General features: G+C 64.2%; 26 protein-coding genes. 13 read left to right on the plus strand and 13 right to left on the minus strand.

Annotated features, from left to right (window positions below; translation table 11 throughout):
- Positions 1-48: 48 nt before the first annotated feature.
- Genes EB231_RS11600 through EB231_RS11610 form a run of 3 tightly spaced genes read right to left on the minus strand, consistent with a single transcriptional unit; the run spans position 49 to position 4813 of the window.
- Positions 49-2871 (minus strand): DUF4159 domain-containing protein, encoded by a 2823-nt coding sequence (locus EB231_RS11600; protein ID WP_172348924.1) that lies wholly within the window; start codon positions 2869-2871, stop codon positions 49-51.
- Entirely contained in the window at positions 2868-3809 is a 942-nt protein-coding gene (locus tag EB231_RS11605) for a DUF58 domain-containing protein (protein WP_172348925.1), read from the minus strand. The genes EB231_RS11600 and EB231_RS11605 overlap by 4 nt, the downstream gene beginning before the upstream one ends.
- A complete protein-coding gene (locus EB231_RS11610) occupies positions 3809-4813 on the minus strand; it encodes an AAA family ATPase (protein ID WP_172348926.1) in 1005 nt (334 codons plus the stop codon). Before EB231_RS11610 ends, EB231_RS11605 begins: the two co-directional genes overlap by 1 nt.
- A 142-nt stretch (positions 4814-4955) precedes the next feature.
- Here EB231_RS11610 and EB231_RS11615 point away from each other — a divergent pair, with 142 nt between their 5' ends.
- Genes EB231_RS11615 through EB231_RS11625 form a run of 3 tightly spaced genes read left to right on the plus strand, consistent with a single transcriptional unit; the run spans position 4956 to position 7479 of the window.
- Positions 4956-5585 (plus strand): DUF1285 domain-containing protein, encoded by a 630-nt coding sequence (locus tag EB231_RS11615; RefSeq protein ID WP_056578021.1) that lies wholly within the window; start codon positions 4956-4958, stop codon positions 5583-5585.
- Positions 5585-6217, plus strand: coding sequence for a CoA pyrophosphatase (locus EB231_RS11620; protein WP_172348927.1), 633 nt, complete (start codon positions 5585-5587; stop codon positions 6215-6217). The genes EB231_RS11615 and EB231_RS11620 overlap by 1 nt, the downstream gene beginning before the upstream one ends.
- On the plus strand, positions 6214-7479 hold the full coding sequence (locus EB231_RS11625; protein WP_172348928.1) for a CCA tRNA nucleotidyltransferase: 1266 nt from the start codon (positions 6214-6216) through the stop codon (positions 7477-7479). The genes EB231_RS11620 and EB231_RS11625 overlap by 4 nt, the downstream gene beginning before the upstream one ends.
- Before the next feature lie 18 nt (positions 7480-7497).
- Here EB231_RS11625 and EB231_RS11630 read toward each other — a convergent pair whose 3' ends face one another.
- Both EB231_RS11630 and hemF read right to left on the minus strand, forming a co-directional pair.
- Positions 7498-7683, minus strand: coding sequence for a DUF1059 domain-containing protein (locus EB231_RS11630; protein ID WP_172348929.1), 186 nt, complete (start codon positions 7681-7683; stop codon positions 7498-7500).
- A 167-nt stretch (positions 7684-7850) separates the two neighbouring features.
- Positions 7851-8765, minus strand: coding sequence for an oxygen-dependent coproporphyrinogen oxidase (hemF, locus tag EB231_RS11635; protein ID WP_172348930.1), 915 nt, complete (start codon positions 8763-8765; stop codon positions 7851-7853).
- A gap of 209 nt (positions 8766-8974) precedes the next feature.
- Between hemF and EB231_RS11640 the strand changes: the two genes are divergently transcribed.
- Positions 8975-9232 (plus strand): hypothetical protein, encoded by a 258-nt coding sequence (locus EB231_RS11640; RefSeq protein WP_027030665.1) that lies wholly within the window; start codon positions 8975-8977, stop codon positions 9230-9232.
- Here the strand turns inward: EB231_RS11640 and soxR are convergent.
- Together soxR and EB231_RS11650 are read right to left on the minus strand one after the other, a co-directional pair.
- Positions 9229-9675 (minus strand): redox-sensitive transcriptional activator SoxR, encoded by a 447-nt coding sequence (gene soxR / locus EB231_RS11645; RefSeq protein WP_172348931.1) that lies wholly within the window; start codon positions 9673-9675, stop codon positions 9229-9231. The genes EB231_RS11640 and soxR overlap by 4 nt on opposite strands.
- 159 nt (positions 9676-9834) lie before the next feature.
- Entirely contained in the window at positions 9835-10293 is a 459-nt protein-coding gene (locus EB231_RS11650; RefSeq protein ID WP_172348932.1) for a tRNA (cytidine(34)-2'-O)-methyltransferase, read from the minus strand.
- 446 nt (positions 10294-10739) lie between these two features.
- On the opposite strand from EB231_RS11650, the gene EB231_RS11655 reads away from it, so the two are divergent.
- The 5 genes from EB231_RS11655 to EB231_RS11675 are packed head-to-tail and all read left to right on the plus strand — an operon-like array spanning position 10740 to position 15737.
- Complete coding sequence (locus EB231_RS11655) at positions 10740-11135, plus strand: hypothetical protein (RefSeq protein ID WP_246740918.1); 396 nt, start codon at positions 10740-10742, stop codon at positions 11133-11135.
- A gap of 29 nt (positions 11136-11164) precedes the next feature.
- Entirely contained in the window at positions 11165-13051 is a 1887-nt protein-coding gene (locus EB231_RS11660; RefSeq protein WP_172348934.1) for an ABC transporter ATP-binding protein, read from the plus strand.
- Positions 13048-14931 carry an ABC transporter ATP-binding protein gene (locus EB231_RS11665; protein ID WP_172348935.1) on the plus strand — a complete coding sequence of 628 codons (1884 nt, stop codon included), beginning with the start codon at positions 13048-13050 and terminating at the stop codon, positions 14929-14931. Before EB231_RS11660 ends, EB231_RS11665 begins: the two co-directional genes overlap by 4 nt.
- 4 nt (positions 14932-14935) lie before the next feature.
- Positions 14936-15424, plus strand: coding sequence for a GNAT family N-acetyltransferase (locus EB231_RS11670; RefSeq protein ID WP_172348936.1), 489 nt, complete (start codon positions 14936-14938; stop codon positions 15422-15424).
- A gap of 1 nt (position 15425) precedes the next feature.
- Complete coding sequence (locus EB231_RS11675; RefSeq protein WP_172348937.1) at positions 15426-15737, plus strand: DUF6665 family protein; 312 nt, start codon at positions 15426-15428, stop codon at positions 15735-15737.
- Between the two features lie 3 nt (positions 15738-15740).
- On the opposite strand, the gene EB231_RS11680 is transcribed toward EB231_RS11675, so the two are convergent.
- The gene (locus tag EB231_RS11680; RefSeq protein ID WP_172348938.1) at positions 15741-16085 is read right to left on the minus strand and encodes a cupin domain-containing protein; all 345 of its coding nucleotides are present in this window, start codon (positions 16083-16085) and stop codon (positions 15741-15743) included.
- A 315-nt stretch (positions 16086-16400) separates the two neighbouring features.
- On the opposite strand from EB231_RS11680, the gene petA reads away from it, so the two are divergent.
- The 4 genes from petA (at position 16401) to EB231_RS11700 (ending at position 19806) form a co-directional block, all read left to right on the plus strand.
- Positions 16401-16961 carry a ubiquinol-cytochrome c reductase iron-sulfur subunit gene (gene petA, locus EB231_RS11685; protein WP_172348939.1) on the plus strand — a complete coding sequence of 187 codons (561 nt, stop codon included), beginning with the start codon at positions 16401-16403 and terminating at the stop codon, positions 16959-16961.
- A gap of 16 nt (positions 16962-16977) precedes the next feature.
- Positions 16978-18279, plus strand: coding sequence for a cytochrome b (locus EB231_RS11690; RefSeq protein WP_056577996.1), 1302 nt, complete (start codon positions 16978-16980; stop codon positions 18277-18279).
- Positions 18280-18306: 27 nt separating this feature from the next.
- Positions 18307-19164, plus strand: a complete 858-nt coding sequence (locus tag EB231_RS11695) for a cytochrome c1 (RefSeq protein ID WP_172348940.1) — start codon at positions 18307-18309, stop codon at positions 19162-19164.
- 96 nt (positions 19165-19260) lie between these two features.
- Positions 19261-19806 (plus strand): adenine phosphoribosyltransferase, encoded by a 546-nt coding sequence (locus tag EB231_RS11700; protein WP_172348941.1) that lies wholly within the window; start codon positions 19261-19263, stop codon positions 19804-19806.
- Positions 19807-20047: 241 nt separating this feature from the next.
- On the opposite strand, the gene EB231_RS11705 is transcribed toward EB231_RS11700, so the two are convergent.
- From EB231_RS11705 to EB231_RS11725, 5 genes are all read right to left on the minus strand, one after another.
- Positions 20048-20509 carry a MaoC family dehydratase gene (locus EB231_RS11705; RefSeq protein WP_172348942.1) on the minus strand — a complete coding sequence of 154 codons (462 nt, stop codon included), beginning with the start codon at positions 20507-20509 and terminating at the stop codon, positions 20048-20050.
- A complete protein-coding gene (locus EB231_RS11710) occupies positions 20506-20976 on the minus strand; it encodes a MaoC family dehydratase (RefSeq protein ID WP_172348943.1) in 471 nt (156 codons plus the stop codon). Before EB231_RS11710 ends, EB231_RS11705 begins: the two co-directional genes overlap by 4 nt.
- A gap of 126 nt (positions 20977-21102) precedes the next feature.
- Complete coding sequence (gene corA, locus EB231_RS11715; protein WP_172348944.1) at positions 21103-22077, minus strand: magnesium/cobalt transporter CorA; 975 nt, start codon at positions 22075-22077, stop codon at positions 21103-21105.
- Between the two features lie 151 nt (positions 22078-22228).
- Complete coding sequence (locus EB231_RS11720) at positions 22229-23014, minus strand: APH(3')-II family aminoglycoside O-phosphotransferase (protein ID WP_172348945.1); 786 nt, start codon at positions 23012-23014, stop codon at positions 22229-22231.
- Between the two features lie 64 nt (positions 23015-23078).
- Positions 23079-24431, minus strand: a complete 1353-nt coding sequence (locus EB231_RS11725; RefSeq protein WP_246740919.1) for a uracil-xanthine permease family protein — start codon at positions 24429-24431, stop codon at positions 23079-23081.
- Positions 24432-24528 lie beyond the last annotated feature (97 nt).

Consider the following 24528-nt stretch of genomic DNA (forward strand, 5'->3'; position numbering starts at 1 on the left):
TTGAGGGGAAGGCCGATCCGCTGGGGGTGCGCAACAAGGAGCGTCATCTTACTGCCCCAGCCGTTCGAGCAGTATGGGCACGTGCACCTGGTCGGATTTGTAGTTGCCGGTCAGCATGTACATCATGATGTTGACGCCGGCGCGCAGCGCATAGATGCGCTGCATCGGATCGGCCGGCACGGTCGGCAGCAATGGGTCGCCATTCTCGTCGACCGCCCAGGCGCCGGCGAAATCATTGGCGGTGATCATGATCGGCGAGACGCCGTCACCGGTGCGCACCGGCCGGTTGTCGGCGTTGCTGGCGTCGAGCGATGCCTCGACCCAAAGCGGGCTGCCGGCGAAACGGCCGGGAAATTCGGGCAGGATGAAGAAGGACTTGGTCAGCACGTGGTCCGACGGCACCGGCTCCAGCGGCGGCACGTTGAGGTTGCCGAGGATGTCGCGCAGCCGCTCGGTCGCAGGGCTGGTGGAATCGGCGCCGATGCCGTTGGCGAACTGGTCGCGCGTGTCGAACAGCACAGTGCCACCTTGCTGCATATAGGCATCGATGCGGGCGATCGCGGCCTGGCTCGGCATGGGTGCCGCCGGATCGATCGGCCAGTAGATCAGCGGATAGAAGGATAGCTCGTCCTTCGAAATATCAACGCCGGCCGGCGCGCCCGGTTCGAGCGCGGTCTTCTCGATCAGGAAGCGCGTCAGGCCCTCGAGCCCGGCGCGGCTGATTGAATCGACGCCCGGCACGCCAGTCAGCACATAGGCGATGCGGGTCTTCGAGATCGCCGCGATCGCTGCCTCGTCGCCCGGCTTGGCATCGTCGGCGCGGGCGTAATCGGCATGGCCGAACAGCGCGCCAAGGGCAATCAGGACTGCCGCGGTGGTGGCTACGGCACCGGCCCGGCGCGGCCGACGGGAAAACAGGCCGCCCATCCAGAATACCGCCAGCGTGTCGAGCAGCATCAGTACCAGCGCGGCCGCGACCAGCGCACCCTTCAGGTTGCGGGATTCGTCGAAAGCATACTGGATCGTGGTGACCGGAACAGCGACTTGCGGCCGCGCCAGCGGCTCAAATCTGGTTGCGGCATCGAGCAGATTATGGGCGAAAACGCCGGTTTCCGAGCCGTACAGGCCCGGCGGGTTCTCGAAGTTCACTGGCAAAGCGCCGGCGCCCGGCACCAGCGGCCGCGCATCCGGCGTCGGCGGCACCAGCGAGCCGTCGGCCGCGATCATGCGGTAGGGCGCCAGCGAGGTGGCGGCGGCTTCGGCATTGGCGATCGCCGCGCCCTGGTTGCGTGACAGCTGGACGATGCGACGCAGCATCTCAACGAAGCTGCCCGAGATCGGCAGGTTCGACCATGTCGCCTCGGGCGTGACGTGGAACAGCACCAGCGTGCCCTTGCCCTTCTTCAGCCCGGTGACCAGCGGCGTGCCATCGGCTAGCGCCGCCCAGGTGCGCTCGACGATATCGGGTGTCGGCTCGGCCAGCACCTGCCTGCTCACGGTGACCTCGGTCGGCGGCGCCAGGTCGGCGAACGGGCCGGCCTTGGGAAATTCGGTGACCGGCTGCGGCGATGTCCATGACAGCGCGCCGCCGAGCGAACGCTCGCCGGTGCGCAGGCGGACCGGCAGCAGATCGTCGTCATTGCCGGCGGCGGCCAGCCGCGAGCCGGCGAAACGCACCAGCGTGCCGCCATTGTCGACCCAGTCGACCAGCCTTTGTCGGACCTGCGCGGGAATGGTGCCGATGTCGGCCATGATGATCATCGCCGGCTTCTGGTCGAGGATCTGCGGGATGGCGTCGGCGAGATCGGCGCTGGAGGGTTCGACCAGGTCGGCGAAAGGCTGCAGCGCGCGCCTGATGTAGTAGAGAGGCGACAGAAGCGGCTGCGCCTGGTCTGCCTCGGCCTGCGACAGCAGTCCGACGCGGCGACGCTTGGAGCTTTCGTCGAGCACGCGCACCGCACCCGCCTGGCGCTCGCCGTCGAGCGCGATCGAGGCGAAATCATTGCGCAGCTCGAACGGCACCGCCATGGTGCCGGTGACGGTGGCTTCGCCGGGCGCGAAGGTCAGCGTCGCATCGGCGATGCGGCGGCCCTTGTCGTCGAAGGCGCCGGCGGTGACCTGGGCGGGGGCCGGGTCGCCCGGCGCGCGGATGGCGGTGAGGGCAAAGCCGTCAACCTGGTTGTCGGCGGCAGTCAGGCCGGTCAGCGAAAACCGGTCGGCGGTTGCCCAGACGATTCGAGCGGCATTTTTCGACAACAGCGTGTTGAAGGCGGCTTCGTCGCCCTTCGCGGCCAGGCCGTCGGCCAGCACGGCGACGCTGGCGCCGGGCAAGCCCTCCAGAACGCCGGCGACGCGGGCATAGACGGCGGGCCTATCGGTCGGGATTGGCCGCGGCTTGGCGGCGCGCAGCCGGTCGAGTGCGGCGGCGGCATCGAAGGGGCCGATCTCCGCATTGGCCTTTTCGGCGGTGAAGGCGATGATGACCGGCACGCCGTTCGAGCCGGCGTCGGCGATCAGCCGTTCGGCGGTGGCGACGCGCTTGTTCCAGTCGGCGGCACTGGCCCAGTCATTGTCGATGACCAGCGCAAGGGCAGCACCCTCGGCCGGCAGCTTTTCGCGCGGGTTGAAGACTGGTTCGGCCAATGCCGCGACGATGAGCGCCGCCATCAGCAGCCTGAGCAGCGTCAGCCACCATGGGCTCTGCTGCGGCGTCTCCTCGCGCTTCAGCACCCGCGCCAGGATTTTCAGCGGCGGGAAGATCTCACTCTGCGGCTTGGGCGGCGTCAGCCTGAGCAGCCACCATATCACCGGCAATGCCAGCAGGCCCCATAGCACCATGGGAGCGCCAAAGGAGAGCGGCAGCCAGCTCATGCGACAGCCTTCCCCGGCTGACCACTGCCTGCATTCAGGCCGGCATAGGAGCCATCGGCGGTCATCGCCATGTGCAGGCGCACCAGTGCGTCGGACGCCAGCCGATCGGTGTGGTTGACGGTGAAACTCCAGCCGAGCCGCTTGCACCAGCCGGCCAATTCCGCGCGGCGTGCGGTGTAGAGCAGGCGATACTCGTCGCCGAGCATTTCGGCACGCCCGGCGGTCAGTTTTTCGCCGGTCTCGGGATCGGTGAACTCGGTGCGGCCGGCATAGGGGAAGGTTTCCTCGGCCGGGTCGGCGACCTCGATCAGATGCGCGCGCACGCCGTGGCGGGCAAGCACATCGAGCCATTCCATCGTCTCTTCGACCGGATCGAGAAAGTCACTGGCGATGACGATGTCGCAGAACCGCCTGATGTCCGACAGATCAGGCTTGGCCGGCAGATCGCCGGCATGCATCAACTGGGCGGCGATGCGCTCGGCGCCATTGCGGGCCGTGAACGGATCGGTCAGTCCCGGCCAGGCGATGCGCTCGCCGCTGCGCGACAACAATTCGGCCATGGCCAGCGCCAGCACCAACGCACGCGATTGCTTGGAAACGCTGGCGCCGGTCGACTTGTAGAGCATCGACGGCGAAGGGTCTGCCCACAGCCACACCGTATGGGCGGCTTCCCATTCGCGGTCGCGCACATAGGTGTGGTCGTCGCGCGCCGAGCGGCGCCAGTCGATGCGCGAGGAATCGCCCTCGACATAGGGCCGGAACTGCCAGAAATTCTCGCCGATGCCGCGTTTGCGGCGACCATGCCAGCCGGCGATCACGGTGTTGACGATGCGGCGCGCCTCGACCAGCAGGTCGGGCACAAGCGAAGCCCGCAACCGGCCACGGGCGAGCGCGTCGCGCGTCGCTGCCGGAGCCTGGACCTCGCCGATTCGCGTCATCAAATCCCTTTCACAAGCTTCGCCACCACATCTCGCACGCTGGTGCCCTCGGCGCGGGCGGCGAAGGTCAGTGCCATACGATGCTGCAGCACCGGCTCGGCCAGAGCCCGCACATCGTCGACGGATGGCGCGAGCCGTCCCTCATAAAGCGCTCGGGCACGCGTGCACAGCATCAGCGCCTGGCTGGCGCGCGGGCCGGGGCCCCAGGCGACATGCTTGTCGGTCTCGGCATTGCCCTGGCCCGGACGCGCCGAGCGCACCAGGGTCAGGATCGCCTCGACGACGCTTTCGGGCACCGGCATGCGGCGGATCAGCGTCTGGATCTCCTTCAGCCGTGCCGGCTGCAGCACGTTCTGAGCCTTCGCATCCTCGATGCCGGTGGTCTCCAGGAGGATGCGGCGTTCGGCCTCGATTTCGGGATAGAGGATGTCGACCTGCATCAGGAAGCGGTCGAGCTGGGCTTCGGGCAGCGGATAGGTGCCCTCCTGCTCCAGCGGATTCTGCGTCGCCAGCACGTGAAAGGGCGCCGGCAGATCGTAGCGGGCGCCGGCGATGGTGACATGGTACTCCTGCATGGCCTGCAGCAGCGCCGACTGCGTGCGTGGCGAGGCGCGGTTGATCTCATCGGCCATCAGCAACTGGGCGAAGATCGGCCCGGAGATGAAGCGGAAGGAGCGCTTGCCGGTCTCGTCCTGCTCCATCACCTCGGAGCCGAGAATGTCCGATGGCATCAGGTCGGGCGTGAACTGGATGCGGCGCGAATCGAGGCCGAGCACGACGCCCAGCGTCTCGACCAGCTTGGTCTTGGCAAGGCCCGGCACGCCGACCAGAAGCGCATGGCCGCCGGCCAGCACCGCCACCAAAGTGCGCTCGACGACGTTCTCCTGGCCGAAGATCACCCGGCCGACCCCGTCGCGGATCCTGGAAATGTCAGCCAGCGCCTTCTCGGCCTCAGCGATCATGTCCGTTTCGCTGATCGGGCTTTCCTTGACCATCACGCTCATGTCGCATCGATCCCTTTGCTTGGAAATACCGGCCCGCACCATATCATAGGTTGCCGCGATTCGGCCTCGCGTAGCGCCTATGGTCGAACTTAAATCACAGACTTAGGCTGACAAGCGGAACAACAGTGACTATTTCGTGACGATGACGGAACACGACGAACATCGCCAACAAAGCCTTACCCAGGCAACCGAGGCGCGGGGCCTCGAGGCGCTGATCTCGCGCGCGGCGCGTGCCGGCAAGGGCGCGGCCCCCGTCGAGCGCTGGAATCCAGACTTTTGCGGCGATCTCGACATGGAGATCAAGGCCGACGGCACCTGGTTTTACCTGGGAACGCCGATCGGCCGCATGCCGCTGGTGCAGCTTTTCTCCTCGGTGCTGCGCAAGGACGCGGACGGCAGGACCTATCTTGTGACGCCGGTGGAAAAAGTCGGCATCCGCGTCGCCGACGCGCCGTTCATCGCCGTCGAACTGGATGTTTCGGGCAGCGGCGAGGAACAGATCATCACCTTCCGCACCAATGTCGGCGACGTGGTCGAGGCCGGACCGGAGCGGCCGCTGCGCTTCGTGGACGAGAACGAGACCGGCGGCCTGAAGCCCTATGTGCTGGTACGCGGCCGGCTGGAAGCGCTGGTGGCGCGGCCTGTCATGTACGAACTGGTCGGGCATGGCGAAGAGATCGAGGTCGGCGGCGAGACCATGTTCGCGGTCCGCTCGAAGGGCGCTGTGTTTCCAATCATGCCGGCTGGCCAACTGAAGCGGCTGAGCGCATGATGGACCAGGTGTCACCGGCGCCGTTTTCATCGGCGGATTTTCGCGCGCGCTTTGCCGCGCAGCCGCAAGCGCATGCCAGTGACGATTATGGCGACCATCGCTTCAATCCGGGCCATCCGCGCCTCAACCAGGGCAAGGCGCTGCGCAACGCGGCGGTGCTGATCCCGTTGGTCGATCATGATGGCGAGGCCACGGTTCTCCTGACCAAACGGGCCGAAAAGCTGCGCAGCCATTCGGGACAGGTGGCCTTTCCCGGCGGCACCATCGACCCGACCGACGCAAGCCCGGAAGCGGCGGCGCTGCGCGAGACCTTCGAGGAGATCGGGCTTGGCCGGGACCGCATCGAGATCATCGGCCGCATGCCGGACTATGTCGCCGGCAGCGGCTACAGGATCGCGCCGGTGCTCGGCATCGTTCGGCCGGGCTTCCAGCTAAGCTTGAACGCCGACGAAGTCGATGCCGCCTTCGAAGTGCCGTTGCACTTCCTGATGGACCCGCTGAACCACAAGCGCGACAGCCGCATGTGGAACGATCTCGAATGGTTCTTCTATGACATGCCCTATGGCGACCGGCGCATCTGGGGCGTCACCGCCGGCATCATCCGCACGCTCTATGAAAGGCTTTATGCGTGAGTGTTTCGATCGCGGGCAGGGCCGACTGGCTCGCCGACAAGCATTTGCAGCGCCTGCTTGCCGCCCTGGCTGAAGGGGGCGAAGAGGCGCGTGTCGCCGGTGGCGCGGTGCGCAACACGCTGATGGGCCAATCGGTTGCCGACGTCGACATCGCCACCACCTGTTTGCCTGACGAAACCATTCGCCGCGCCGGGGCGGAAGGTTTCAAGCCGGTGCCAACCGGCATCGAGCACGGTACGATCACCGTCGTCGCCGGCGGCAAGCCCTATGAAGTCACCACCTTGCGCGCCGATGTCGAGACCGACGGCCGCCGCGCCAAGGTGTCGTTCGGGCGCGACTGGAAGCTCGACGCCGAGCGGCGCGACTTCACCATAAACGCGCTCTACGCCGACGCCGATGGCACTGTCGTCGACCTGGTCGGCGGCATCGCCGACATCGAGGCGCGCCGGCTGCGCTTCATCGGCGACCCGGAAGCGCGCATCCGCGAGGATTATCTGCGCATCCTGCGCTTCTTCCGCTTCTTCGCCTGGTATGGCGAGGGCCGGCCGGACGCCGAAGGGCTGAAAGCCTGCGCCCGGCTGAAGGAGGGCTTGGCTCAACTTTCGGCGGAGCGCGTCTGGTCCGAGCTGAAGAAGCTTCTGTCGGCACCTGACCCGTCGCGGGCGTTGCTGTGGATGCGGCAGGCAAGTGTGCTGACCACCGCGCTGCCGGAAAGCGAGAAATGGGGCATCGATGCCATCCATGGGCTGACCAAAGCCGAAACGGATCTCGGCTGGGCGGCGGATCCGCTGCTGCGGCTGGAGGCGATCGTGCCGCCGGATGCCGCGCGCATGCAAACGCTTGCCGAGCGACTCAGATTTTCGACCGATGAAGCATACCGCTTGCGCCATTGGGCACTCACGACCGCCGTCGAGCCGAAGATTACCGAGGGCGAACTGGCCAAGCGGCTCTATCGCGGCGACCGGAAAGGGTTTGTCGACCGCCTGCGGCTGTCGCTTGCGGCAGCGCGGGTGCGCGCTGTCGAGAACAATGACGCGCTGCTAGAGGCCGGTGGCTTTTCGCGCCTGCTGGCCTTCGCGCTCAAATGGCAAAAGCCGGTGTTTCCGCTGAAAGGCGCCGATCTGACGGCGCTCGGCGCGACCCCAGGGCCGAAGCTGGGTGAAATCCTCAAGAACCTCGAGGCGGAATGGATCGATGCCGGATTTGCGCCGGACCGCGGCGCGCTGCTCGAACGCGCCGCGCAAGCCCTGAACGCCGGATAGGGTACTAGCTGCTTCAGGTCAGGCTGCGTCGCGGGCTTTTTCGATGCGCGAGCGGATCGCCTCGATCATCGTTTCGCGGATAACAGTCTCACCATGCGTCTCACGCATATGCTCGACGGCACGGCGCATCACTTCGGCTTCCTCGTCGGCACGGGTGTGCCAGTCACAGCCGGGAACGAGCGACCCGCAGTGGAATTGCTTCATCGGATTTCTCCTTTTTCCTCCGTGAAGCCTGTCAAAGGCTCCACAACTCCTTTGCCCACGGTCGATCACAAGTGAGGCCTTTGGACCATGAGCAGGGCAGAGACGATAACACGGAAGGGGCAGTCTGGTTGCATCAAAGCTCCGTGCGCCTTGCGCTTACCTGACATTTACGGCCAGCGGACTTCTGGCGGCAGGCTGGACAGGATCGAGGCGACATTGCCGCCGGTTTTCAGGCCGAAGATGGTGCCGCGGTCATAAAGCAGGTTGAATTCGACGTAGCGGCCACGGCGGATGAGCTGTTCGTCGCGGTCACCGTCGGTCCAGTTCTCGTTGAAGTTGGCGCGCACGAGGTGGCCGTAGACGACAAGGAAGGAACGCCCGACATCCTGGACGAAGTTGAAGTCGGCATTCCAGCCGCCTTTCTCCTCGCCCGAATGCAGCCAGTCGAAGAAGATGCCGCCGGTGCCGCGCGGCTCGTTGCGGTGGGCTAAGAAGAAGTACTCGTCGCACCAGCTCTTGAATTTCGGATGGTCGGCGACGCCGGCGTTCTTCTCGCAAGCGAACTGCATGGCGCGGTGGAAGGCGACGGTGTCGGGATCGTCCTGGGTGCGGCGGCGTTCGAGCACGGGGGTCAGGTCGGCGCCGCCGCCGAACCACTGACGCGAGGTCACCACCATGCGCGTGTTCATGTGCACGGCCGGCACGTTGGGATTCCAGGGGTGCGCGATCAGCGAAATGCCGGATGCCCAGAAACGCGGGTCTTCCTCGGCGCCGGGCATCTGCTTCCTGAATTCAGGCGAGAACTCGCCATAGACGGTCGAGGTGTGGACGCCGACCTTCTCGAAGACACGGCCATGCATCATCGACATGGTGCCGCCGCCGCCCTTGCCCTGGTCACGCTCCCAAGGCGTCTTCTCGAAACGGCCCGGGGACCATGAGGCCAGTGGGCCCTGGAGATCCTGCTCGATCTGCTCGAAGGCGCCGCAGATGCGTTCGCGCAGCGCCTCGAACCACAGGCGGGCTTTCATCTTCTTCTCTTCGATGTCGGCGGGCAGGCCGGCAGGTAGTTCGGGTCGTTCCAAGTGCCGTCTCCGATTGCGGGGCGGTGAGTCGACAAAAGACTCGTCTTTTCCGGGCGCGATCCCTAATCTCCTGAGGAACAGGGTCAAGTCCCGTTGCAGCGCCGCGCGTCTATTGGACGCGCAGGGAACGCCGCAGGACTTTGGTTTTGCGCGTGATCCTTTCCGAAACCCGGTTTCGGATCATGCGCTGCGGTGCAAGGAGTTTTTTCGTGCGCACCCCGGCAAGACCGCCGCTGGATGGCTTGAAGAAAAGGCTCGACCAAAGTCGGGCCGAGCGCGCACGCATGCCGCGCGACGGTTTCCTGCGCGAAACCTTCGTCCTGCCGCGCTCCGATGCGCGGCTCAAGGCCAAGGAATGGTTCGAGCGCTTTCCGAAGCAAGCCTACTGGACCGAGATCGAAAGCTGGTTCGAGCGCCCCGGCGACCTGATCGAGTTCACGATAAGGCGGTTGCCGGTGGCGGATTAGGACCCCACCACCAGACGCCTCGCCCCCGTGCCTTGCCTTGCCAGCCGGTCGCCCTTGTTCCTGAGCGGGCATTTGTCGATAGACATGCAGCCGCAGCCGATACAGTCGGTCAGCCCGTCGCGCAGTTTCTTCAACTGAGCGATCTTGTGGTCGAGCCCATCGCGCCAGGCCGTTGAAAGCAGGCTCCAGTCATCGCGCGTCGGCGTGCGGCCTTCCGGCAGTGATGCCAGTGCCTCGCCGATCTCGGCGAGCGAGATGCCGACCTCCTGGGCGATCCGGATGATCGCCACCCGCCGCAGCACGTCGCGGCCGTAGCGCCGCTGGTTGCCCGACGTGCGATGGCTGCGGATCAACCCGCGCGCTTCATAGAAATGCAGCGCCGACACCGCGACGCCGCTGCGCATGGCCACCTGGCCGACCGTCAATTCCGTTACTGGAGCCATTTCCGACTTTTCCGCTTGACCTCAAGTTAGGTTGAGCTTGTAGCGAAGAAATACTGATCGGGCAAATGACAGGAGAAGGCGATGTGCGCCTGGGTGAGAATGACTGGAGAAACCACTGTCGTCGGCGACGGCAAGGGCGCTGTCGACGGGCCGCCGATCCTATCCGAGCTGCCGGATGGCTTCGCCCGCCACCATGGCGACGGACAACGCGACGTTTATGCTGCGCGCGGTGCCCTGCATGGGGATGGTCAGCCGCGCATCCGCCGCCTGATGGACAGGATCCGGCACGCCTGCGGATTCGCGGCCAAACAAGAGGATGTCGCCGTCGGCGAAGGTGAAGCCGGTATAGGCGGTCGTGGCTTTGGTCGACAGCAGCACCAGCCGGTGCGCGCTGGCCTTGCGCCAATCCTCGAAGGTCTGCCAGTCGACATGGCGGGTCAGAGCAGCCATTTCGAGATAATCCATGCCGGCGCGCTTCAGCGCCTTGTCGGAGAGCGGAAAGCCGGCCGGCTCGATGATGTCGACGCCGAGCCCGAGGCACGCGGCGAAGCGCAGGATTGTCCCGGTATTGCCGGCAATGTCAGGCTGGTAGAGCGCGATGCGGAGACGACGGTTCATTTCCGCGTCCTTCTAATAAGTGGCAGATCGGCCACAGGGGCCTCTCGGTTTTGGAAATTCCTGGACCTGCGGGTGGCCATTTTTTGCGAAGTCGGGTATACGGCCAGCATTGTCAACCCGAACCGATGGAGGGGTAATTCATGATGACCATGCACATCCAGCGCCCCTCTCGTGGGCTTGTACGCCTGCCGGCGGTTTCGGTACGACGATTCTCCTGACTCTCTAAGACTTGATCGCACCGATTCCCGCCGAAACACCTTTTCGGCCCTTGAAGGAATCCTGCGATGTTTTTCAAAAAGTCAAAAGGGCTGAACGCCCAGTCTGAACATGTCCGGACCGATGCTTGGCGTCGCGTCCGGACCGACGCAACCCACGCCTCCGGCCGAATGCCGGCGGAGGATGTTGCTTCGCCTTTTTATCGCTATTTTCACACGGAGGACGGACCAATGTTCGATCCCTACAGAATACCGGGCTCCAGGAGCCTGCATGTCCACCGGCTGCCGACATGGGCGCTACTGATCGGCGACACTTATTCGTCGGCGGTTCATGCCGAAGTCCGCCGCCGCCCGCATCGCGGCATGCTGCCGGATGTCGATTTCTCGCGCGCCGTTCCCGATCCGAGCCGGCCGTCGCTGGTGCGCCGGATCATCCGGCTGATCCGACCGGGCGCGAAAAACCGGGCTGGCGGCACGGTGTCGGCAGGATCGACAAACGCGCCTGTCGGCGAAAAGCCCGCGAACCCCTATATAGCGCGAAGCAGGGCCGACGGTCCGGGTGATTCCCGACCGTCGGCCCTCGGCGCCATGCGGGCCGGGGATTTCGTACGTCGCCAAGCCGCGTAAGCGGAAAACAGATTTCACAGGCATGACTTATGTTGTTGTTTAGCTGGTTTGAAAGAAGGCTCGATCCGTTCCCCGCAGCGGAACCGGTCGAGCCGCCCAAGACCCTGGTTGCCTTCTGCCTGCATTATACGCGCGGGGCATGGCCCTATATCCTCATCGATGCGGTGCTGGTGACGGCGATCGCCATCGCGGAAGTGTGGATGTTCGGCTTCCTTGGCCGCATCGTCGACTGGCTGTCGGGGCAGAATCGCGAAACCTTCCTGCAGACGGAGGGCTGGAAGCTCGCCGGCATGGCCTTCATCGTACTGTTCGCGCTGCCCGGCACGGTGTGGCTGCATTCGCTGCTCAACCAGCAGACGCTGATGGGCAACTATCCCATGCGCATCCGCTGGCAGGTGCACCGCTACCTGCTCAAGCAGTCGATGAGCTTCTACCAGGACGAGTTCGCCGGCCGCATCGCCACCAAGCTGATGCAGACGGCACTCGCCGTGCGCGAATGCGTCATCAAGGTGATCGACGTCCTGAACTACGTCATCGTCTACTTCCTCGGCATGCTGTTCATCGTCGGTTCGGCCGACTGGCGGCTGGCCGCGCCGCTGGGCGTCTGGCTGGTCGGCTACATACTGTTGCTGCGCTTCTTCATTCCCCGGCTGGGCAAGGTCGGCGAGGAACAGGCCAATGCGCGCTCGATCATGACCGGCCGCGTTGTCGACAGCTACTCCAACATCCAGACGGTCAAGCTGTTTTCCCATGCGCGCCGCGAGGCCACTTTCGCCAGGGAAGGCATGATGGGCTTCCTCGACACGGTCTATCGGTCGATGCGGCTGGTGACGGTGCTTTTCGGCACACTTTACATGCTGAACGCGCTGCTCCTGTTCTCGGTCACCGTCATCTCGCTGTGGCTGTGGATGGGGCAAGTGGTGACGATCGGCGCGGTCGCCGTGGTCATCGGCCTGGTGCTCAGAATGTGGGGCATGTCGCAATGGATCATGTGGGAAATGTCGGGCCTGTTCGAAAACATCGGCACGGTGCATGACGGCATCGCCTCGATCTCGCTGCCGCGCCTTGTCGAGGACAGGCCGGATGCGAAGGAGATCGCCGTTTCCAGGGGCGAGATCCGTTTCGAGGATATCCGCTTCCACTACGGCAAGCAGAAAGGCGTCATCGAAAACCTGTCGCTGGCGGTGAAGTCTGGCGAGAAGGTCGGCATTGTCGGCCGCTCGGGCGCCGGCAAGTCGACGCTGGTCAATCTCTTGCTGCGCTTTTACGACCTGGAGGGCGGCCGGATCCTGATCGACGGCCAGGAGATCGCCGGTGTGAAGCAGGATTCACTGCGGGCGCAGATCGGCATGGTCACGCAGGACACCTCGCTTTTGCATCGTTCGGTGCGCGAGAACATCCTCTATGGCCGCCCCGACGCCACCGACGATATGCTTGTCGAGGCGGCGCGGCGAGCCGAGGCTTTGGACTTCATCGGCGGACTTTCGGACCACAACGGCCGCAAGGGGTTTGACGCCTATGTCGGCGACCGCGGCGTCAAATTGTCCGGCGGCCAGCGGCAACGCATCGCCATCGCTCGCGTTATGTTGAAGGATGCACCGATACTTATCCTTGACGAGGCGACGTCGGCGCTGGATTCCGAGGCCGAAGCGGCCATCCAGGAGAATCTCTACAAGCTCATGCAGGGCAAGACCGTTATCGCGATCGCGCACCGGCTGTCGACTATTGCGGCGATGGACAGGCTTGTGGTGATGGATCAGGGTCGTGTCATCGAGGAAGGTTCGCACGACGAACTGGTCGCCAAAGGCGGGCTCTACGCGCAGCTCTGGCAACGCCAGTCGGGCGGGTTCCTGCTTGAGGACATACCGACCGAAGTCGCCAATGACGCAATTGCAAAGGGCCAAGCTGCCGAATGATGACAGCCGTCTATCGCTGGTTCGAGAACTGGGTCTATCCATTCAGGGAGCCGGCGAATCTTCGGCCACCGGCGGGCGTCGGCGGTTTTCTCTGGCATTATGTCGGCCAGGCGAAATTCGCCTTCTTCGCCATGCTGGTCATCGGCGGCATCGCGCCGCTGGTCGAAGCCGGCCTGTTCTACTTCGTCGGGCGGCTTGTCGATATTCTCGACCAGCTTCCCGGCGAGCGCAGCTGGCATGCGTTGTGGACCGCCGCCGGCCCGGAGCTTGTCTTCATGGTCGCGGTGGTGCTGGTCATCCGCACCATCGTCGTCGGCCTGTCGGCGCTGGTCGACGAGCAGACGATCACGCCCGGCTTCTACAATCTGGTGCGCTGGCAGGCGCATCGCCACGTCTCGCGCCAGTCCTACGCATTCTTCCAGAACGATTTCGCCGGCCGCATCGCCACCAAGGTCTGGCAGGCGGGCCAGGCCACGGGCGACCTGATGGAGAGCTTCATCGAGGTCGTCTGGTTCATGCTCGTCTATACGGTCACGACGCTGGCGCTGGTCGCGGGGCTCGATCTCAGGCTGGCGGCGCTGGTGGTGATCTGGATCGTGGCCTTTGGCTGGCTGGCCAGGCTCTATTTGCCGGCGATCCGCAAGCATGCCGAGGCGACCGCCGAGGCGGGCTCGATGATCAATGGCCGCATCGTCGATTCCTATTCCAACGTGCAGACGCTGAAGCTGTTCGCGGCCGACGGCGACGACCGCTACATCAGGAATGGCTTCGACATCTATCTCGACGCGCTGCGTCCTTTCACCCGCAGGCTGACCGGCGTGCGCATGGCGCTGACGACTTTGTCGGGCATCATGATCACGGCGATCGGCTGTTTTGCCGTCTATCTCTGGGTCGAGGGCTCGATCACCGTCGGCGCGGTCGCCTTCACGCTGTCGCTGGTGCTCAGGCTCAACATGCTGCTCGGCCGGCTGATGATGCAGCTCAACAGCATTCTGCGGAATCTCGGCGTGCTGGAGAATTCCAAGGCGCTGATCTCGCAGCCGCTCGGGCTCACCGACGCACCCGATGCGAAGGAGCTCGTCGTCGCCGGCGGGCGCATCGACGTGAAGAATGTCGAGTTTCACTACGGCAAGGGGTTCGGTGTACTGAACGGCATCGACCTTGTCGTGCGGCCAGGCGAGAAGGTCGGGCTGGTCGGGCCGTCGGGTGCCGGCAAGACGACGCTCGCCAATCTGATCCTGCGGCTCTACGACCTGGAAAGCGGTTCCATCACCATCGATGGCCAGAATGTTTCCCAGGTAACGCAGAACTCGTTGCGCGCCAATATCGGCGTCGTCAGCCAGGACACCGCGCTGTTCCACCGCTCGCTGCGCGACAACATCAAGCTCGGCATGCCCGACGCGACCGATGCCGAGGTGATCGCGGCGGCGAGGAAGGCCGAGGCGCATGATTTCATCCTGGGTCTGCGGGACAACCGGGACCGTGCCGGCTACGAAGCCTTTGTCGGTGAGCGCGGCGTGAAACTGTCGGGCGGCCAGCGCCAGCGTGTGGCGATCGCGCGTGTCTTCCTCAAGGACGCGCCGATCCTGATCCTAGACGAGGCGACCTCGGCGCTCGATTCCGACATCGAGGCGGCGATCCAGGAGAACCTCACCCGGTTGATGGAGAACAAGACGGTCATCGCCATCGCCCACCGGCTGTCGACGATCGCCGCGCTCGACCGCCTGGTGGTGCTGGATGGCGGCCGCATCGTCGAACAAGGCACGCACGACGAACTGGTGGCGCTCGACGGGCTCTATGCGCGGCTGTGGAAGCGGCAGTCCGGCGGCTTCCTCTATCACGAGGAAAGCGTGCTCGAAGAGACGCGGCCGGCGGAGTAGGCGCATGGGTGGAACGCTCAGCCCAGAGATCGGTTATGAGATCAAGCGGCTGCGGCCGACCACGCCGGCCTTCGACAGGCTGAAGGACGAGAGCCGGCTGGAAGGCTATTGGATGCTGGTGCGCCTGGCGGATGGCTGGGCAAGCGGGAATAGCTCTGGCGGCCGCAACAAGTTCCTGAAGCGGGGCGAGGCGCTGTTCGGGGCATGGCATGGCGCCGAACTCGCCGGTGTGTGCGGGCTCAACATCGATCCCTATGTCGAGGGCAGGGGCCATGGCCGGGTCCGGCACCTTTTCGTCAGCGCTCCTCACCGTCGCGCCGGCCTTGGTCGCATGCTGGTCGAGACCGTCATCGATCGGGCACGCCGCTATTTCACCGTGTTGAACACCCGGGCGCCGCGGGAAGCCTTCATTTTCTATGAACGGCTTGGCTTTCAGCGCGTGGAAGGCGAAGAATTCGTCACCCATCGCATGGTGTTCGGAAAGGGGTATTGAAATGTCCTTGCGTCCGCCATCTCATCCTGCCGCCACCTCGGCCGCTGAAGCGGCCTTCGACGCGCTTGGGCATGAGGTCCTCGCCGAGAAGGCGGCCGCGCTCGGCCGTGCCGGACAGCGCGTGGAAGAAACCCTGGCCAGACTGCGCGACAATGGCGACGAGCAGACGCGCGCCCTTCTGCTCAAGGAGGCGGCCGCCGCGGTGCATGGCTATTTCATCCAGCGAGAACTGTGCGGCCTGCGAAAGCACGACGCCGTGATCCGAGAATACGACATCCCCAAAGCCGTGCTGGTCAGGCTCGGCGCCATGTAGGGATCACTCCAGCCATTTCGTGATGAAACTGCCGTTCTCATGGATGTCGGTGGTCTCCAGCGGCCCCGGACCGAGATTGGTGAATTTGTGCGGCGTGTGAGGTGGCACGATGACAATCTGGCCGGCGGAGGCCTCGATTTCCTTATCGCCGATGGTGAACAGGCCGGTGCCCTGGCGGATGATGAAAATCTCCGCGTAGGGGTGGGAATGCAGCCGCGGGCCGCCGCCGACATCAGGCAGGTAGTTGAAGATCAGGCAGGAGTTGGAGCCGTAGGCGCCGCATTCCAACTCGCCCTTCCAGCCGTCGGAACGAACGGCCCATTCCTCACGGTCGATGACGTGCGCCATGCCAGGGAAGATAGATCACACCGGTGTCCTATGTCGAGGTAAACAAGGACGCCGGATTTTGCTGATATTTCCCGGTTGTTTAGCCGCCTTTCGCGGCCGTTGCCCGCCTTGCCGCGCAATAGGGGATTTTGTCCCCGCGACAATCTGCCCTTGTGCCTTGACCCGTCTGGACAAAAACGGGCTTCACGCATAAACCGAAGTCCAAATGCCGGAGGAATTCGCTAGCCTGTTCGCCATGCGCTGTCGGGTTGGCGTGATTGAGCGGGGAACAAGGCTCGGCCACCGGCGCGGAAGAGGCGAAAGGATCAGGCACCCGTGAGCGCAACCGACATCCACGATCCCAACCGTCGAGACTTTCTCTACGTTGCCACCGGCATGGCTGCGGTGGTCGGCGCGGGTGCCTTCGCATGGCCGTTCATCGACCAGATGCGCCCCGATGCCTCGACGCTGGCGCTCGCCTCGGTCGAGGTCGACGTCTCTTCGCTAACGCCGGGCATGTCGCTGGTCGTCAAGTGGCGCGGCAAGCCGGTGGTGGTGCGCAACCGCACCGAACAGGAAATGAAGGACGGCGAGGCCGTCAAGCTCGCCGATCTCAAGGATCCGATCGCCCGCAACGCCAATCTGCCGGCCGACGCCCCAGCGACCGACGCCAACCGCACCACGCCCGGCAAGGAAGCCTGGATGGTGATGGTTCAGGTCTGCACGCATCTGGGTTGTATCCCGCTCGGCCAGGAAGGCGATTTCGGCGGCTGGTTCTGCCCATGCCACGGTTCGCAATACGATACCGCCGGCCGCATCCGCAAAGGCCCGGCGCCAGAGAACATGGCTGTGCCGGTATTCAAGTTCATTTCCGATACCAAGATCCTTATCGGTTGAGGCAGGGGATATTTCGATGAGCGAGGGACACTCGACCTATACGCCCAAAACCGGTCTCGGACGCTGGTTCGACGCCCGCATGCCGCTGCCGCGGCTGGTTTATGACAGCTTCATCGCTTACCCGGTGCCGCGCAACCTCAACTATGCGTGGACCTTCGGCGGCATCCTGTCGATCATGCTGGTGGCGCAGATCCTGACCGGCATCGTGCTGGCCATGCATTACTCGAACGACACCACGCTGGCCTTCGATTCGGTCGAGAAGATCATGCGCGACGTGAATTCCGGCTGGCTGTTGCGCTACATGCATGCCAACGGCGCCTCGTTCTTCTTCGTCGCCGTCTATATCCACATTTTCCGAGGCCTCTATTACGGCTCCTACAAGACACCGCGCGAACTGCTGTGGATCCTGGGCTGCATCATCTACCTCCTGATGATGGCGACCGGCTTCATGGGCTATGTGCTGCCATGGGGGCAGATGAGCTTCTGGGGCGCCACCGTCATCACCGGCTTCTTCAGCGCCATACCGCTGGTCGGCGAGTGGATCCAGCAATTGCTGCTTGGCGGCTTCGCCGTCGACAATCCGACGCTCAACCGCTTCTTCGCGCTGCACTATCTGCTGCCGTTCATGATCGCCGGCGTTGTCGTGCTGCACGTCTGGGCACTGCATGTCGTGGGCCAGTCGAACCCGACCGGCATCGAGGTCAAGTCGAAGACCGACACCGTCGCCTTCACGCCTTACGCGACGATCAAGGACGCGTTCGGCATGATCGTGTTCCTGTTCTTCTTCGCCTATTTCGTCTTCTACCTGCCGAACTATCTCGGCCATCCGGACAACTACACGGTTGCCAACCCATTGAAGACCCCGGCCCACATCGTCCCTGAGTGGTACTTCCTGCCGTTCTACGCGATCCTGCGCGCCATCACCTTCAATATAGGGCCGATCAACTCCAAGCTCGGCGGCGTGCTGTGCATGTTCGGCGCCATCGCCATGCTGTTCCTGGTGCCGTGGCTCGACACTTCGAAGGTGCGCTCGGCTGTCTACCGGCCCTGGTACAAGCTGTTTTTCTGGCTGTTCGTGGCCGATGCCATCCTGCTTGGCTGGCTGGGCTCGCAGCCGGCGGAAGGCAGCTATGTGTTCATGGCGCAGATGGCAACGCTGTTCTACTTCGCCTTCTTCCTGATCATCATGCCGGTCCTCGGCCTGATCGAGACGCCGCGCAGGCTGCCGAACTCGATTACCGAGGCGGTGCTGGAGAAGAACAAGGGTGGCAGCGGGCATCCGGCGGGCGCCACGGCCGCACCACAGACCAAGGGCTGAGCGGTAGAGAATCTAAGGGGATTTGGCATGAAAAAGATTCTCACCTCGCTTGCGCTCATCGGCCTTGTGGCCGCCGGCACCGCGGCGTTCGCGGCCGAAGAGGCGCACAATGCGGCGGCTCCGACGCATTTCCCGATCAACGAGCCGAAGGAAATGGACTGGAGCTTCACCGGTCCGTTCGGCACCTACGACAAGGCGCAGCTGCAGCGCGGCCTGAAGGTCTACAAGGAAGTCTGCTCGGCCTGCCATTCGATGAACCTGGTGGCGTTCCGCACGCTGTCGGACCTCGGCTACAGCGACGCGCAGATCAAGACGCTGGCGGCCGAATACACCATCCATGACGGCCCCAACGATGCCGGCGACATGTTCGACCGTCCGGGCAAGCCGTCGGACCATTTCCCGGCGCCGTTCGCCAATGAGCAAGCCGCTGCTGCCTCCAATGGCGGCGCTGCTCCGCCCGACATGTCGCTGCTGGCCAAGGCGCGCGGCGTCGAGCGCGGCTTTCCGCAGTTCGTCTTCGACATCTTCACCCAGTATGACGCCGGCGGTCCCGACTACATCCATTCGCTGCTGACCGGCTACGACCAGACGCCGCCGGCCGGCATGGTCATCCCTGAAGGCACGCACTACAACCCGTACTTCATGTCGGGCGTGTCGCTGAAGATGCCCAAGCCGCTCTCCGACGGCCAGGTGACCTATGATGACGGCTCGCCGCAGACCGTCGACCAGTACTCCCGCGACGTGGCTGCCTTCCTGGCGTGGGCCGCCGAGCCGCACATGGAGGCCCGCAAGAAGATGGGCTTCCGCGTGCTGGTGTTCATGCTTCTGTTCGGCGCGCTCGTCTACATGACCAAGCGCAAGGTGTGGGAAGGCGTGGCGCACTGAGCCGCGCCGGCACCTGAAAATGCAAGGGCGCCGAAAGGCGCCCTTTTCTTTTCGGCCGCTTACCGGCAAAACTGTAAGGCAACGGAACAATTGCCCATGAAATCCTCCCTAGAAGAGACGCTGCTCTCGGCCATCCGCACCATTCCGGATTACCCCAAGCCAGGCATCCTGTTTCGCGACATCACCACGCTGCTCGGCAATGCGCGCGCCTTTCGTCGCTCCATCGACGAGCTGGTGCATCCCTATGCCGGGCAGAAGATCGACAAGATCGCCGGCATCGAGGCACGCGGCTTCATCCTGGGTGGCGCCGTCGCCCATCAGCTCTCGGCCGGCTTCGTGCCGATCCGCAAGAAGGGCAAGCTGCCCTATGAGACGGTGCGCGTCGCCTACAGCCTGGAGTACGGGCTGGACGAGATGGAGATGCACAAGGACGGCGTTTCGCCGGGCGAGAAGGTGATCCTGGTCGATGATCTGATCGCCACCGGCGGCACGGCGGAAGCGGCGGTCAGGCTTCTGCGCCAGATCGGCGCCGATATACTGGCGGCATGCTTCGTCATCGACCTGCCGGATCTGGGCGGGCGCGCCAAGCTCGAGGCACTGGGTGTTCCGGTAAGGACGCTGATCGGGTTCGAGGGACATTAGGTTTTTCCCTCGCCCCGTTTGCGGGGAGAGGGAAGCGAGCAACACGAGCGGAGCAAGGTGAGGGGCAAGTACGACCGTCGAGTTTAAGGCACCACCGCTCGCGCCGCCCCTTATCCGCCCTTCGGGCATGCCGGCCCTTCGCTATCGCTGCGGGCATTCGTCGTTCGGAAAGCCAAGCAATTGGCTTTCCGTCCGCGTTGCGGACCACTTCTCACCCCCGTAGACGGGGCGGAGGAAGAAATCACTCCACTTTCACCAGCACGGCGCTCTCAAACTCCAGCACCTTGTCGCCGATCGAATCGAAAGCTTCCGAACGCAGCGACAAAAGCCGCCAGCCGGGACGCGACGAGATCGGGCGATGGGACAGCGCGGTGCGGGTGAAGGTGACGGTCTCGCCGGCGAAGACCGGTTTCAGCCACTTCAGGTTCTTGAAGCCGGGCGAGGGGCCGAATTCGGGCGCGGGGCCAGGACCGGTCCACTCGGCGCCCATCCGGGTTTCGAGGTTGAGCTTCATCCAGGTGGCGGCGGTGTGCCAGCCGGAGGCGCAAAGCCCGCCGAGCAGGCTTTTCCTCGCGGCCTCCTCGTCGATGTGGAAGATCTGAGGGTCGTATTTGCGGGCAAACGCCTTGATGGCCTCGGCTTCGAACTTATGCGAGCCGAGCGTAACGGTGGTGCCGGTGCGGAAGAATTCGTCCAGGGTCATGCCACATTCCCCGCCGCGTCACGCGTCAGGAACATGACGGAGTTCTCAAGCTCGAAGACACTTTCGCCACGCTGGTTGACCAGCTCGCTGCGCAAGGTGACGAAACCGAGATGGGGCTTCGACTTCGACAGGCGCTTGGCAATCACGACCATGGTGCCGACCAGCCTGTCGCCGGCCAGGACCGGCTTCTTCCACCTGACCTGGTCGACGCCGGGCGCACCCTGGCAGGTGGAATCCAAAAGGAACGCGTCGCACCACATGCGCATGAACATGGCGCAGGTGTGCCAGCCTGAGGCCGAGAGGCCGCCCAGGATGCTGGCCTTGCCGGCTTCCTCGTCGAGATGCATGGGCTGGGCATCGAATTCACTGGCGAATTCGATGATCTCGGCGGCGGTTACCTGTTTGGTGCCGAGGTCGAACGAGGCACCCTCGACGAAATCCTCATAGGCCCATGTCTTTCCGGTCATGGTCTGGAATCCGGTTGCGGAACGCGCGACCCGCATGGATCGGCAAACCCGGATGCAGGCCACGGGCGATTTGGTCAAGTCCTTTCTGGTAAGCCAGCGCCAGCGAAAGGCTGCCGGCGGCAGCGGTCAGAGCCAGCCGCGGCGGCGGAAATACCAGAAGGGCAGGATCGCCGACAGGATCATCAGGCCGATGGCGAAGGGATAGCCAAGCTCCCATTTCAGCTCGGGAATGATATCGAAATTCATGCCGTAGATCGAGGCGACCAGCGTCGGCGGCAGGAAGATGACGGCGGCGACCGAGAAGATCTTGATGATGGCGTTCTGCTCGATCGAGATCATGCCGAGCGTGGCGTCGAGCAGGAAGGAGATCTTCTGGGACAGGAAGGTGGCGTGGTCGGCGAGCGACAACACGTCGCGCGACAAGGTCTTGATGCGGGCGCGCACATCCTTGCTCATCTTGGTCTGGGTGGCGACATGGGCAAGGAAGCCGGCGAGGCGCTGCAGCGAGATCAGGCTGTCGCGGACGGAGGAGGTGATGTCTTCCTTGCGGCCGATGGCTTTGAGCAATTCCTGAAAGTCGCGGTTGCGCTTCGACACCTTGGTCGAGCGCGCCTCGAAAATGTCGCGCGAAATCCCCTCGATGTCGCGGCCGGCGCGCTCGAGGATATCGGCGAGACGGTCGACGATCGCCTCAAGCAGGCCAATGAGGATGGTGTCGCCGGTGGTGCAGCCGGTCGCCACCTTCTCGGCGCGCAGCGGGAAGGTCTTGAAGGCCTTGGGTTCATGATAACGGATGGTGATCAGCCTGTTGCCGGCGAGTGCGAAGGTGACCGGCGACATCAGGGGATCGTCGATCTCGGTCTGCGCGGGCAAGGTGGCGGTCATGAAGTAGGCGCCGTCCTCGATATAGAGGCGGCTGGAAATCTCGATCTCCTCCATCTCCTCGCGGGTCGGGATGGCGACGCCGAGCCAGCTTTCGATGGTGGCCTCTTCCTCCTTGGTCGGATTGACCAGGTCGGCCCAGACGACCCTGTCGCCATCCGCCAGCAGGTCATCGACGACGCGCAGGCGGTCATTGTCCACGACAAATGCCTTGATCATCGCCAGATCTCCCCTGCGAAGGTGCGTTCGGATTGCGCGTCGTGTCGGATTGCACGGCCTTCGTCGTGTACGCGACCGTGTGCCTGCCGCTTAGACCCGTGGCATGACAAAATCAAGACAAGCCCACCAGGGACAGGCCGGTATCGGCCGCTCAGAAAAACTCGTCGAGGAGCCGATACCAGGAGAGCTTCGCCGGCTCTTGCGGTGGTCCGTAGCGTTCGAGAAAGGGCTCTATCCAGGTCTCGCCGATGTTATAGCGGATGCTCGAGCAGGCGAGCGCCAGATCCTGGTGGCGATCGGCGACGCCCAGCCGGCCGCAATCGATGAAACCGCTGAAACTGTCCCGGGCAGCCATGACATTCGGCAGGCAGGCATCGCCATGGGCGACGACAAGATCCTCGGTTGTTGGCCTCAGCGCCTCAAGCTCGGCGAAGGCTTTCGCGGCGGTCCAGCCCTGCCTCTCATCGTCGAAATCGCTTTCGTCGACGTCGCCGGCCTCCATGCGCGATCGCGCGGCCGCGATCCGCCTGAAGAGGCGATGGTCGAAGGGACAGGAGCCGATATCCAGCGTGTGCAGGTCGCGAAGCGCGCTGGCCATGATCTCGATGACATCAGCCGGATCGATCGGCGCCGACGCCAAATCCTCGCCGGCGACGGCCGACATCAGCAGCCAGTCGTGACCGGCATGGCTTTCCAGGGCGATCACATCGGGACAGGCGATGCCTTGTCCGGCAAGCCAGCGCAACCGCGCGGCTTCATCGGCGAGTTCGGCAAAGGGACCGTTCCGCTCGCATTTCAGGAACAGGGCCGGCTTGTCGTCGGCTACCAGCCGGAACACACCGGCCTTTGATTTGCCGATGGTTTGCCGGTGCCAGCGATAGCCGGAGAGCCTGTTCTTCAGCTCCCGCGGCAGTTCATTTTCGGGGACGAAGTTCATCGACAAAGACTGGGAGGCCGGGGATCGGGAAGGCCGGACTCTGGTGTCCGGCCTCCCGATCTCTCTATCGGGCGTTCGGCAGGATCTGGTGCAGCACGATGGCCCAGACGGCGCCGAAGGCGATGGATGAACCCAGAATGTACTGCACGATATCCGGAAGCGTCTTGACGAAATCCGGCGGCGCCAGCGTGGCAAACAGTGCCATCAGGATCGGCAGGCCGATGACCAGCATGTTCCTCTCGGTCAACGGCGTGCCGCGAACCACGCGAAAACCGTTCATGGCGATGACGACGCAGAGAACGCCGAAGACGCCGCCGATGACCGGCCCCGGGATCGAGGCGATGACCGCCGAAAGCTTGCCGATCAGCCCGAACAGCACCAGGAAGATGCCGGCCGCGGCAAAGGCGGCGCGGCTGGCGATGCCGGTGATGGCGATGATGCCGGCATTGGACGAGTAACCGGTGACCGGCGTGCTGCATAGCAGGGCGCTGACCAGGCAGCCGAGGCCTTCGCCGGTGGCGCCCCTGTCGAGCTGTTCATCCGACAGCGGCTTGTCGATGACGGCGCCGACGGCGAACCAGGTGCCGGTGGTCTCGGCCAGGACGACGATGTAGACGATCAGCATGGTCAGCGTCGCCGACAGCGAGAAGGTCACGTCGAGGTTGAGGAACGCAATGCGCGGCATGGAAAACCAGGTCGCGGCGGAAACGCCCGTCATGTCCAGCTGGCCCATGAAGACGGCTGCGATGCTGCCGGCCACAAGCGCGATGATGACGGAAAGCAGGCGCAGCCACGCGCCTTTCGCGCCGAGCGTCATGCCGGTCAGCATGCAGCCGACAAGCACCGCCGCCGCGATGAAGGCGAGGATGATGTTGCCGCCAACGGTGGCGGTGCCATGGACGGCGAACACGCTTTCCTTGAGTGCCACCGGCATCAAGGCGACGCCGACCACGATGATGATGGCGCCGCCGACGATGGGCGGCACGAAACGGTTGACGAGGCGATGGAAGATCCTTGTCGGCGACCCGAGCAGCATGACCAGTATGGCGCCCGGAATGAGCGCGCCGATCACCGCCGACAGTCCGCCAATGCCGCCGCCGGCGCCGAAGGCGATCGCCAGCACCGCGCCGATCGGGACGAAGGACGGTCCTTGCACCACAGGCAGCCGCATCAGGAGCTGCGACTGGATCAGCGTTGCGATGCCCGCCGCCACGAAGGCCGACTGGATGAAGGCGCCGGCATCGCCGACGCTGAAGGCGAGCACCGATGCGATGATGAACGGCACGATGTAGACGTCCATCGCCAGCACATGCTGGAGACCGAGCAGGGCGGCCTTGCCCAAGGGCAACGGATCGTCCGACTGGGCGATCAGAGTGATCTCTGGCGCAACGCTTTCCATGGTCTCCCCTCTGGCCATGATGTCCCCTCTGGAAATCTCTACACGATCATGTGATCAGTCGCCGGCAAAGGACAGCGGCGCAAAGGTTTGCCAACTGTTTTTTAGTGGGCCACGC

It is taken from the genome of Mesorhizobium sp. NZP2298 (assembly GCF_013170825.1).
GTDB lineage: Bacteria > Pseudomonadota > Alphaproteobacteria > Rhizobiales > Rhizobiaceae > Mesorhizobium.